Below are 9,959 nucleotides of genomic sequence, written 5' to 3'. Positions count from 1 at the left end.
GTGAAGAAAGGCCTTCGTTTTTCCGCGCTTCCTTAACGTAGACGAACTTTATGTGAAGGAAGGCCGTCATTTTTGCATGCTTCCTTAACATAGAAGGGCTCTATGTAAAGAAAGGGCTTCGTTTTTGCACGCTTTCTTAACGTAGATGCCCTCTATGTTAAGGAAGGGCCACGTTTTTGCACACTTCCTTAACGTAGACGAGCTCTATGTGAAGGAAGGCCGTCATTTTTCCGCGCTTCCTTAACATGGGGGCTTGCTAAATAAGCAAAATTCCTAAATTTGGCAAGGATGCTGACAGCTTTGGCAAAAATTTAATACAAGGGTTTTATAAAAAATCCAGGGAAAAGCTGAATCAACGTATAGAAAAGACAGAATCACGCATTTTCAAAAATGGCTTCTTCTAGAGCTTACTGACAAATTGGGTACAAACTCAGCATTGGATTCGTTCAACAAGCCCTATATAAAAAAGTGATCGAAAACAATCTCAGATATGATTGAAACAATTGACATCCGTGATTGCTGGCATGGCATGAAAAATGATTTTTTTTCACGATGGAAGCGGTATAATAAAAGTGGTGTTTTAGAAGGTGTTGTGCCGGGCAAAAAAAGAACATAAGGATGCGGAGGGATACGCCATGAAGAAAATTATAAACGACCCTGGAAAAGTTGTCGATGAGATGCTGGATGGATTTGTGTACGCCCATGAAGGAACAGTAGAACGATTGGAAGGGACAGGCGTCATTTATCGTACTTTCCGGGATGAAGGAAAAGTAGCGCTCATTAGCGGCGGCGGCAGCGGGCATGAACCGAGCCACGCCGGTTTTGTCGGGGAAGGGATGCTGTCTGCGGCGGTTTGCGGTGAAGTGTTTACCTCGCCGACGCCGGACCAGATTTTTGAAGCGATTAAAAAAGCCGACCAGGGAGCCGGTGTGTTCATGATTGTGAAAAATTATACAGGGGATGTCATGAATTTTGACATGGCCCAGGAATTAGCTGAAATGGAAGATATTCAGGTGGATAAGATCGTGGTTGACGATGACATCGCGGTAGAAGATAGCACGTATACAGCAGGAAAGCGCGGTGTTGCCGGCACCGTCCTTGTCCATAAAATTCTGGGCGCGGCAGCAGCAGAAGGGCAGACGCTTCAGGAAATCAAGGCGTTGGCTGAACGGCTTGTACCCAATGTGAAGACAATCGGCGTCGCGATTTCGCCGGCAACGGTTCCAGAAGTCGGAAAGCCGGGTTTTGTCCTTCAAGAAGATGAAATGGAATACGGTGTCGGCATTCACGGGGAACCGGGTTACCGGCGGGAAAAAATCAAGTCGTCAAAAGCGATCGCGGAAGAACTCGTTACCCGGCTGAAAAATGCGTTCAACTGGAAAGAAGGGGACCGGTTTGCGCTCCTTGTCAACGGGCTTGGGGCTACGCCGCTGATGGAACAGTATATTTTTACCAAGGATGTGCATGCCCTGCTTGACCGGGAAGGCCTTACCGTTCCGTTTAGAAAAGTGGGCAATTTGATGACGTCCATTGATATGGCCGGCCTTTCCCTCACGCTTGTAAAACTGGAAGATGAGGCGTGGCTTAAATTTTTAAAACGGCCGGTGTCCGTCCCGGCATGGGTGTAAAGGAGGAGGAAACATGTTAACAGCAGAAACAGCAACAGACTGGCTGCATCGTTTTGCAGAAAAAATCAATGAAAACAAAGCCTATTTGAGCGAACTGGACAGTGCGATCGGTGATGGCGACCACGGTTCGAACATGGCGCGCGGTGTGGCGGCTATGGAAGAAAAACTAGCAGCTGGCGGTTTTGCTACGGTCCAGGACGTCCTGAAAACAGCGGCGATGGCGTTGCTTGGAAAAGTCGGGGGTGCCTCGGGGCCGCTGTATGGATCGGCGCTGATTGCGATGGCAAAACAGGCAGGGGAAAATGAACAAGATGTTGCGGCAATTGTAAAAGCCGGGCTTGAAGGCATCCAAAAACGCGGGAAAGCGGAAAAAGGTGAGAAAACGATGGTCGATGTCTGGATGCCAGCCTGTGAAGCACTCGCGTCCGGATCGCTGACAAAAGAAACCATTCAATCTGCCGTGGAGGCGACAAAAGAGATGAAAGCGACAAAAGGGCGCGCATCTTATCTTGGCGAGCGTTCCATCGGCCATCTTGATCCAGGAGCGGTGTCGAGCAGCTATTTGTTTGAAGCTTTGTTGGAAGGCGGGATTCTGGATGAGTAAAAAACCAGTCGGTATTGTTATTGTTTCTCATATACCTGAAATCGCAGCCGGCCTTGCCACATTGTTAAAGGAAGCGGCCAAAGACGTTTCCATTACGTATGCGGGCGGGACCGATGACGGCGGTGTTGGCACGAGCTTTGACAAAATTAATGCCGCCATAGCTGAAAATAAAGCGGATGATCTGTTTGCTTTTTATGACCTCGGCAGCGCCAAAATGAATTTGGAAATGGCAATGGAAATGTCGGATAAGTACATCCGACTGATGGACACCGCCTTTGTCGAAAGTGCCTATACAGCTGCCGCGCTGATCCAGGCAGATGCAGAACTGGAAGAAATTTTAAAACAGCTGGAACCATTAAAGGTAAAATAAAAAATAGCCCGGGCCGGTATGAACGGTCCGGGCATTGCTTTTTTGTGGAAAAACATAGGAACTAGGCGGCTGCCCCAATGGCCATGAAACGTGGGGCAGCCTTCATCAAGTTTTCACGAAAAAACGGATGCCTTAAAAGCCTGTTCTAAAAAATGGCCATCAAGAAAAAAACGAACCTCGCACTGTATGCATGTCAGAGATTCACGAAAAACCGGCCACTTGTCTCCCATTTTAAAGTCTATTTTGCACGCCCACGCTGTATGGATGTCAGAGATTTACGAAAAAACCGGGCGCCACTTTCAATGTCATAATAAAGTTACTTCTTCCTCTACGCTTGCGGCAGCGGCAATGGACTGTTTTAAAATATCCAGGCCTTCCTGCAGCTGGTCGTCTGTAATGACAATGGGCATCAGAATGCGGATGACATTGCCGAAAATCCCGGCATCCAAAAGAAGCAGCCCCCGCTTGTTGGCTTCTTTCACAATCCGCTTTGTCAATGCTTTATCCGGTTCTTTTGTCGTTTTGTCTTTTACGACTTCAAATGCACACATGGCGCCAAGTCCGCGCACATCCCCGATAAAGGTAAACTCCTTCTGCCAGCTGCGGAACGTATCAAGCACATGTCTCCCGATTTTTTCCGCCCGTTCGTTTAATTTTTCAGATTCAATGATGTCCAGTACGGCAAGGGCGGCTGCGCATCCAAGCGGGCTTCCGGCATAAGTCCCGCCAAGTTCACCCGGATTTGCCGCATCCATTATGTCGCTCCGTCCGATTACCCCGCTTAACGGGACGCCTGCTGCAAGAGATTTCGAAATGGTCATCAAATCCGGCACAACATCAAAATGCTCAATGGCAAAATAGCGCCCGGTCCGACTGAATCCTGCCTGTATTTCGTCCGATACGAACAAAATGCCGTTTTCCTGGCAGAAGTCATAAACCGCTTTTACAAATTTTTTGCCTGGCACAATGAATCCGCCTTCTCCCTGTACTGGTTCCATGACCACAGCCGCAACCGTTTCAGCGGCAACATCGTTTTGAAAGAAATTCCGGAACTCTTGGATCATATAGTCTTCATATTCTTCATCGGTCAAATTGCCGGGTTTCCGGTAAGCATAAGGGTAAGGCGCCTTATAAACTTCAGAAGCGAACGGGCCGAATTCGTATTTATACGGCTTCACTTTGCTTGTCATCGACATCGTCATTAACGTTCTGCCGTGAAAGCCGCGGGTAAAGCTGATAATGGCCGGCCGCTTCGTATATTTGCGGGCAATTTTAACGGCATTTTCGACGGCTTCTGCCCCGCTGTTTAAAAGGATGACCTTTTTCTCCGCATTCCCCGGAGCGAGCGCTGCCAATTTTTCAGCCAGTTCAATATAAGGTTCATACATCATGACGTTAAAGCCGGTATGGATAAAACGTTCAAGCTGTTCTTTGACAGCTGCGACAACTTTCGGGTGGTTATGCCCGACATTCAGCGTGCCGATTGCGCCGGCAAAATCAATATACGTATTGCCGTCCACATCTGTAACAAGCGCGCCTTTTGCTTCTTTTGCAAAAGCCGGAATGCCGTTGCTGACACCGCGGGGAACAGCTTTTTCCCTTCTTTCCAGCAGTTCTTTCGAAAGCGGCCCCGGTAGAGAAGAGTATACATTTGCATTTGTCATTTTAACGCTTCCTTTTTATTAGTTGATGATATAGATGTAACCGATCTGTCATTATGGTGCCTTTTACAAGATTATGATATTACAAATATTGCAAAAAAACAAACGCATTTTAAGGAAAATTTATCGTTTTTTGATTCATCTTTTTGGATAGCGGGTAAACAGCGAATAAAACCGCCATGATCCCTCCTGATATACATAAGGCGGGCAATGCGATTCTTTGACAAAACCCCCTCCTGCATTTAAGATGGGGGTAACGGATTTGCATTGCAAATTTGAAGGAGAGACAAAAATGGAAGTTGCCATCCCGATAGATTTTGAGCAGATGAAAGAAGTCAAAACAGAGTTGACGCGGTTTATGATGTCGTATAAATTCGCGCTCCATGAAGTGATGACAAAAATTGATATTTTAAAAGAAGAATTTCAGTACGTCCATGACTATAATCCGATTGAGCATGTAAAATCACGCCTAAAGTCACCGGAAAGTATTCTGAATAAAGCGTACCGGAAAGGCTGTGCGTTATCGCTTGATTCAATCCGTGAAAACATCCGCGATATTGCCGGCATTCGGATTACATGTTCGTTTATTTCAGACATATATGAGATCAGCAAAATGATCCAGCAACAAAAAGATGTAAAGTTAATTGAGTGCAAGGATTACATTCAAAATCCGAAACCGAACGGCTACCAAAGCCTCCATATGATCATCAAAATTCCGGTTTTCATGTCGGACAGGTCGGAAGAAGTGTATGTTGAGATTCAGATCCGGACAATCGCCATGGACTTTTGGGCAAGCCTGGAGCATAAAATATACTATAAATACGATGAGGATGTGCCGCAACATTTGAAGGAAGAACTGAAAGAAGCAGCACTGCAGGCAGCACAACTCGATGTAAAAATGGAGAATATCCAAAAAGAAATGAAGGAAGTCAAAAAACGAAACAGTGAAAACAGCGTGCACCAACTGATTGTAGATACTGAAAAGCTTCGAATCCCTGAAGATTTTTTAAAAGCGGCCTTAAATGAAACGGATGGGAAGGGATCCATTTGATCATTAATTTGAACGAAATGCCGGGATTTGTCCGGTTTGAAATGGAGAAATTAGGGGAAATGATCGCCCCGAAACTGAAAAAAGCCAACCAGTATGCATTTTGGTCCAAACCGCTGATCTTTGTAGCAGCGCTCAATTTGTTTTTGTTGCTTCTCGTGATGCCGGCGGAGGACCGCTCGATTCCGCTCCTCCTTTTCTGTGCGGTTGCTGGGGCGTTCGGCATGGCGCTGTCGCAGGAAGCGCGCGTTTTGAGAAAAGAAATTACGAAGCTCAGTTTTTCCTATATGAAAAAACGGATTGAAAAAAGCAGTATTGTCCCGGACCCGGTGAAAAAACGCTATGCGGCACTGATTGGAAAGGAACCGACGAATATTTTTCTCCACTTTATCCACTTTTTGGAAGAAGAGCAAAACAGAAAAAAAGAGCTTTGGTAAAATCCGCACGGCCCGTTGATGGCGTGCGGATTCTTTGAATTTTTATGGACGGATGGGAAAATCCAACACTCCTGCGGCATTTTTACGCTCGTTTGTCTGGATGCGTGCGGATTTTTGCCCGCTCGATAGGCCGGGCGTTTCCATGCAAGTTTTTCTCGCCATGCGGCTTCTTGGTGAGAATAGCCGGGAAACGGGCGAAACCGAAACACTTTGCATGCTGCTAACAATATAGCGGGCTGCCCCTTTTTCATACATTAGCGCTTTCAAATTTTTAAAAGCACCCTAAAAAAGCTATTCTCTTTCCGGTTCGTGCCCGATTGTGATTAAGCGCGTCTCCACGTTGATGTCCAAATTCACATCGTATCCGCAGTTTGACACCTGAACGGATGCATCACGAACAGAGAAAGCAACCACCGTATCCAGTTCGCCATCCAGCACGGCAAAGGCATACTGGTCTTCCTGATTTGTGTACAAATGGTATGATTCGTGAATGACAACGGTCCATCGGTATGGCAGGAATAATGTTTTTGTGCCCATGTCTGTCTCTCCCTGAAAAAATGTAGTTACCTAAACTATATTCGTTCCCTGCCGCCGGAATTCCTGCTTTCGCTGCGGCCCATTTTGCAACATCTGCCTGTGGAAATCGGCGGCAAATTCGATTACAATAGGAATTATGCGAAAAACGCCAGAAAAGAGGGGTAGAATGGAAAAGAAATCCATTTTTGGATTGACGATAGATCAATTGACCGGCTGGATGCTTGAACACGGACAGAAAAAATTCCGCGCCCAACAAGTGTGGGAATGGTTGTACCAAAAAAGAGTGAAAAGCTTTGCAGAGATGACGAATGTCAATAAAGACTGCCTTGCGTTACTCGAAGAACATTTCCATATTCACACGTTAAAACAAGTGGTGAAACAGGAATCAAAGGACGGCACGGTAAAATTTTTGTTCCAGCTGAAGGACGGCAATTTAATTGAAACGGTTTTGATGCGCCAGCATTATGGTTTGTCGGTTTGCGTGACGACCCAGGTTGGCTGCAATATCGGCTGTTCCTTCTGTGCGAGCGGCCTGCTCCGCAAAAACCGCGATCTTGAAAGCGGGGAAATTGTCGAGCAGATTATGTACGTTCAAAAACATTTTGATGAAGCCGGAAAGGGCGAACGGGTCAGCCATGTTGTTGTCATGGGGATCGGAGAACCGTTCGATAACTTTGAGAATGTGGTGAACTTCCTTAAAATTATCAATGCGCCAAAGGGACTGGCGATCGGTGCGCGCCATATCACCGTTTCCACAAGCGGCCTTGCACCGAAAATTTATGCGTTCGCTGATCTTGACCTACAGGTGAATTTGGCCATTTCCCTGCATGCGCCGAATAATGAACTCCGGTCGCGCATCATGAAAATTAACCGCGCGTACCCACTTGAAAAACTGATGCCTGCCATCGATTATTATTTAGAAAAAACAAATCGCAGAATCACGTTCGAATATATTTTGCTGAAAGATGTCAACGACCATAAGGAAGAAGCGCTGCAGCTTGCAAAACTGCTGCAGGACAAGCGTCATCTTGCCTATGTCAATCTCATTCCGTACAACCCTGTTAATGAGCACGGTTATCAAAGAAGCGAAAAAGAATCGATTATGACATTTTACGATACGCTCAAAAAAAATGGCATCAACTGCGTTGTGCGCCAGGAACACGGCACGGATATCGATGCGGCATGCGGCCAGCTCCGCAGCAAACAGATCAAAAAAGCGAACAGAACGGCATAATAGAGCCCGCCCCGTATTTTGGATTTTATCCAAAGCGGGGCGGGCTTTTTACGTTTAAAAAAACGAACAAACAGGGTAGGTATAGGGTACAGCAATTATATGCTGAAAAAATATTTTAACAACATACGAAGAATACATGATAGGAAAGGAATGAGCGTAATGAGAGGAAAAGATGAGGGAGACGGGGGCAGGCGTGTTTCAGTCCGTCCCGAGGAAGCGGGAACAAGAAAAAAATCATTTTCCAAAAAAACTTTTCTACGTCTGATTACAATTATCTCTACGTTTGGCGGTTTACTATACGGCTATGATACTGGCGTTGTCAACGGGGCGCTGCCATTCATGTCAAGGGACGACCAGCTTGGTTTAACGCCGTTTACGCAAGGGCTTGTCACAAGCACCTTGCTTTTAGGGGCAGCATTCGGTGCCGTGTTCGGGGGGAGGCTTTCTGACCGGAAAGGGCGCCGGAAAACGATCTTAAGCGTCGCTTTTATTTTCGTCATCGCCACGCTTGGCTGTTCGATGGCGCCGAATGTGGCCGCCATGGTTACCTTCCGGATGATCTTGGGCCTTGCAGTTGGCGCGACAGCTGTCACAGTCCCGGCTTTTTTGGCAGAATTGTCGCCTGCCGAACACCGCGGGCGTATCGTTACACAAAATCAACTGATGATTGTCTCCGGCCAACTATTTGCCTATACGTTTAACGCGATACTGGCCAATACGTTCGGGGAAGCCGGAAACATTTGGAGATATATGTTGGCAATCGCAACATTGCCGGCTGTCATTTTATGGCTCGGGATGCTGATTGTGCCGGAAAGCCCGCGCTGGCTCGCCGCAAAAGGCAAATTTGGGAAAGCCCTCGATGTGTTGCGGAGAATACGCGAAGAAAAACGGGCACAAATGGAATTGAATGAGATTCGCCAGACAGTCGAAAAAGATGCCAAAATGAAAAAGGCAACCTTGAAAGATTTAAAACTTCCATTTGTCCGCCGCATCATTGTCATCGGTGTCGGCATCGCGATGATCCAGCAGCTGACCGGCGTGAACTCCATTATGTATTATGGGACGGAAATTTTAAAGAAATCCGGATTTTCGACAGGCGCAGCACTGATCGGAAATATTGCCAACGGTTTGATTTCCGTTCTCGCCACCCTTACAGGCATTGCACTTTTGGACAGGGCCGGCAGAAGAAAAATGCTGATTACCGGGCTTGCAGGGACAAGCACTGCGCTCCTTTTGATCGGGATTTTTTCGATCACGTTAAAAAACAGTGCGGCATTGCCATTTCTCGTTTTGGGCTTGACCGTCATGTTTCTCGCTTTCCAGCAGGGCGGCGTATCTCCTGTGACATGGCTCATGCAGTCGGAAATTTATCCGATCCATTTACGGGGGCTTGCGATGGGGATCTCGGTTTTCTGCCTGTTTATAACGAATTTCCTTGTCGGCCTGTTGTTCCCGGTATTGTTCCATGCAATCGGACTGTCGGCAACATTCTTCATTTTTACCGGGCTTGGCATCTTCTCCATCCTGTTTGTAAAAAAATTCGTCCCGGAAACGAAGGGTCGGTCGCTTGAAGAAATTGAGCAAAGTTTCCATGCGCGGAAGGAGCGTTACTTTGCACGCAGAAGAAAATCAACCTTTAACCGGAGCAACCAGCCGCAGCACTTGCATCACAGCGGCATGGACCGGTAAAAATTTTTCGAAAAGGGTCCGGCGCGGGCCCTTTTCGTTTGTCCATACATATAATAGAATAAGAAGTTTTTCCAAAAAGATGTGAAGTTTCCTGACGCCAAACAAGACAGTGTTTCAAAATAGGTGTATAATAGAAGTGAAAAATACAGATTTTACTGACTAAAGGAGGTGTTGTGAGATGTTCAACTGGCTGAAAAGAAAAAATTCAAAAGTGGTTACACTTGTTTCCCCGATAGCCGGCAATATGATTCCGTGCAAAGATACAGGCAAGCCGGGTAAAGGCATTGCCATCCAACCGCTTGAAGGAAGGGTGCATTCGCCCGCAGCAGGAAGAATTACGCACATTTCTCCGGAAAACAACGCCATCAGTATATTGACAGACCAGGGGCTTGAAATTACAATCCGCCTCAATACAGAAGAAGCCGCTATGGAAAGCGAAGAATTTGTGATCATGGTCAAAGAAGGCGATCACATTACCGCCGGAACTCCGCTCATGGAATTTTCCTTTCAATTGACAGATGCCAAAACAGAAAATCTTTACTCCTCTGTCTCCGTTGCCAATATGGATCAAGTCGAAAGCATGGAAGTCCCGCCGGCCCAGACAATCGGCCTCGATGACTGGGTAATGCGGGTAAAAATGAAATCAGGGAACCGGGAATAATCTTTTTTAACGGCTTTCCGAAAGAAGTCTCCCATCCTCAAGGAATGTGAAGGTGCGAATCGCACCAATGAGTAGGTGGGAGATGAATTT

General features: G+C 46.6%; 10 protein-coding genes. 8 read left to right on the top strand and 2 right to left on the bottom strand.

Annotated elements, in window-relative coordinates; genetic code table 11:
- Positions 1-635: 635 nt before the first annotated feature.
- From dhaK to dhaM, 3 genes are read left to right on the top strand one after another with little or no spacing between them, the layout of a single operon-like run.
- Positions 636-1,628 (top strand): dihydroxyacetone kinase subunit DhaK, encoded by a 993-nt coding sequence (dhaK, locus tag NFR98_RS15005; RefSeq protein ID WP_026104600.1) that lies wholly within the window; start codon positions 636-638, stop codon positions 1,626-1,628.
- Between the two features lie 13 nt (positions 1,629-1,641).
- Positions 1,642-2,232 carry a dihydroxyacetone kinase subunit DhaL gene (dhaL, locus tag NFR98_RS15000; protein ID WP_017551247.1) on the top strand — a complete coding sequence of 197 codons (591 nt, stop codon included), beginning with the start codon at positions 1,642-1,644 and terminating at the stop codon, positions 2,230-2,232.
- Entirely contained in the window at positions 2,225-2,602 is a 378-nt protein-coding gene (dhaM, locus tag NFR98_RS14995) for a dihydroxyacetone kinase phosphoryl donor subunit DhaM (RefSeq protein ID WP_017553523.1), read from the top strand. Before dhaL ends, dhaM begins: the two co-directional genes overlap by 8 nt.
- 305 nt (positions 2,603-2,907) lie before the next feature.
- Here the strand turns inward: dhaM and gabT are convergent, their stop codons facing one another.
- Positions 2,908-4,266, bottom strand: coding sequence for a 4-aminobutyrate--2-oxoglutarate transaminase (gene gabT / locus NFR98_RS14990; RefSeq protein WP_251460513.1), 1,359 nt, complete (start codon positions 4,264-4,266; stop codon positions 2,908-2,910).
- A gap of 289 nt (positions 4,267-4,555) precedes the next feature.
- Between gabT and NFR98_RS14985 the strand changes: the two genes are divergently transcribed.
- Both NFR98_RS14985 and NFR98_RS14980 read left to right on the top strand, forming a co-directional pair.
- Positions 4,556-5,314: a GTP pyrophosphokinase gene (locus tag NFR98_RS14985; protein ID WP_014097176.1), complete on the top strand. Its 759-nt coding sequence runs from the start codon at positions 4,556-4,558 to the stop codon at positions 5,312-5,314.
- Positions 5,311-5,748, top strand: coding sequence for a YwnF family protein (locus tag NFR98_RS14980; RefSeq protein WP_251460510.1), 438 nt, complete (start codon positions 5,311-5,313; stop codon positions 5,746-5,748). Before NFR98_RS14985 ends, NFR98_RS14980 begins: the two co-directional genes overlap by 4 nt.
- Positions 5,749-6,039: 291 nt before the next feature.
- Here NFR98_RS14980 and NFR98_RS14975 read toward each other — a convergent pair whose 3' ends face one another.
- Entirely contained in the window at positions 6,040-6,285 is a 246-nt protein-coding gene (locus NFR98_RS14975; protein WP_014097178.1) for a hypothetical protein, read from the bottom strand.
- A gap of 166 nt (positions 6,286-6,451) precedes the next feature.
- Here NFR98_RS14975 and rlmN point away from each other — a divergent pair, with 166 nt between their 5' ends.
- The 3 genes from rlmN to NFR98_RS14960 all read left to right on the top strand — a co-directional run bounded on the left by rlmN (position 6,452) and on the right by NFR98_RS14960 (position 9,869).
- Positions 6,452-7,519: a dual-specificity RNA methyltransferase RlmN gene (gene rlmN / locus NFR98_RS14970; RefSeq protein WP_014097179.1), complete on the top strand. Its 1,068-nt coding sequence runs from the start codon at positions 6,452-6,454 to the stop codon at positions 7,517-7,519.
- Between the two features lie 159 nt (positions 7,520-7,678).
- Complete coding sequence (locus NFR98_RS14965; RefSeq protein ID WP_251460507.1) at positions 7,679-9,208, top strand: sugar porter family MFS transporter; 1,530 nt, start codon at positions 7,679-7,681, stop codon at positions 9,206-9,208.
- A gap of 178 nt (positions 9,209-9,386) precedes the next feature.
- Entirely contained in the window at positions 9,387-9,869 is a 483-nt protein-coding gene (locus NFR98_RS14960; protein ID WP_013860418.1) for a PTS glucose transporter subunit IIA, read from the top strand.
- Positions 9,870-9,959 lie beyond the last annotated feature (90 nt).

It is taken from the genome of Weizmannia agrestimuris (assembly GCF_943193165.1).
GTDB classification, from domain to species: domain Bacteria; phylum Bacillota; class Bacilli; order Bacillales; family Bacillaceae_C; genus Weizmannia; species Weizmannia faecalis.
Note: the sequence above shows the minus strand (reverse complement) of the source record. Positions and strands in the feature narration are given on the sequence as shown.

Coding starts and splice junctions, on each gene's coding strand:
- dhaK (WP_026104600.1), top strand. CDS start 636: ATGAAGAAAATTATAAACGACCCTGGAAAAGTTGTCGATGAGATGCTG.
- dhaL (WP_017551247.1), top strand. CDS start 1,642: ATGTTAACAGCAGAAACAGCAACAGACTGGCTGCATCGTTTTGCAGAA.
- dhaM (WP_017553523.1), top strand. CDS start 2,225: ATGAGTAAAAAACCAGTCGGTATTGTTATTGTTTCTCATATACCTGAA.
- gabT (WP_251460513.1), bottom strand. CDS start 4,266: ATGACAAATGCAAATGTATACTCTTCTCTACCGGGGCCGCTTTCGAAA.
- NFR98_RS14985 (WP_014097176.1), top strand. CDS start 4,556: ATGGAAGTTGCCATCCCGATAGATTTTGAGCAGATGAAAGAAGTCAAA.
- NFR98_RS14975 (WP_014097178.1), bottom strand. CDS start 6,285: ATGGGCACAAAAACATTATTCCTGCCATACCGATGGACCGTTGTCATT.
- rlmN (WP_014097179.1), top strand. CDS start 6,452: ATGGAAAAGAAATCCATTTTTGGATTGACGATAGATCAATTGACCGGC.
- NFR98_RS14965 (WP_251460507.1), top strand. CDS start 7,679: ATGAGAGGAAAAGATGAGGGAGACGGGGGCAGGCGTGTTTCAGTCCGT.
- NFR98_RS14960 (WP_013860418.1), top strand. CDS start 9,387: ATGTTCAACTGGCTGAAAAGAAAAAATTCAAAAGTGGTTACACTTGTT.